Origin of the sequence: Colwellia sp. TT2012, assembly GCF_001440345.1 — a bacterium.
Taxonomy (GTDB): domain Bacteria; phylum Pseudomonadota; class Gammaproteobacteria; order Enterobacterales; family Alteromonadaceae; genus Colwellia.
Map to the genome: position 1 here is coordinate 1 of NZ_LJYX01000024.1, position 902 is coordinate 902.

The window sequence follows — 902 nt, forward strand, 5'->3', positions numbered from 1 at the left end:
CTAATTCTCTCTTGCTTAAAATTACTTTATCTTCACCTCGATGCCGTTGCCCTGGTGTAACGAAGTTTATTTTACTGTGCCGATGTTTGTTATTGTACCAATCAACAAAATTTTGCACCCAATCTCTAGCGACTTCTAAATTAGCAAAGCCTGAAGATGGCCATTCAGGGCGATATTTTAAGGTTCTAAATAGCGCTTCTGAATAAGGATTATCATCGCTTACCCTTGGTCTGCTGTATGATGGTAATACGCCAAGCTCTTCCATTTTAGCCTTCATTGTTTGAGCTTTCATCGGCTCACCATTGTCAGAATGCAAAACCAATGGGCTATTAAGACATTGTTCGCGTAACATGCATCGCTGTAATAAATTTCCTGCTCGCTTGCCACATTCCTGCTCATAGACTTCATAACCCACAATTTTTCTACTATAAATATCTTCGAACAAATACAGGTAATAAAACCGCCCTTTAACGGTTGAAGCCAAGTAGGTAATATCCCAAGACCACACTTCGTTCGCCTTGTGTGCCGTATAACTCGTTGGTTTACCTACACGCTTTGGCGCATGACTACGGCCTCGGTGATGCAGCTGGTCTGCTTGCTTTAATACGCGGTAAAAGCTCGATTCAGAGCCGTGATAGATACCCTCATCCAATAAAATAGGCACGATTTGCGAAGGCGGTAAATTTGCGTATTCTGCCTGATTACACGTTGCTAAAATAGTTTTCCGTTCTGCTTTGCTTAATTTATTACTTGGCTCAGGGCGCTTAGCGTCGGGCCGCTTATCTACCGTGATCTCGTTACCACAAAACCAGCGACGGTAGGTTCTCAAGCTGATCTCCGTTTCCACGCAGGCAGCATGAATGCTGCACCCGTATTTCATTGCTTCTTGAATGAGGGTAACG

Annotated in this window: 1 protein-coding gene; it reads right to left on the reverse strand. The window is 43.5% G+C overall.

Features of this window, described 5'->3' with window-relative positions:
- Nucleotides 1–902, reverse strand: a 902-nt coding sequence (locus ASU03_RS17580; RefSeq protein ID WP_157465953.1) for an IS3 family transposase, incomplete at both ends; no start/stop codon positions are given.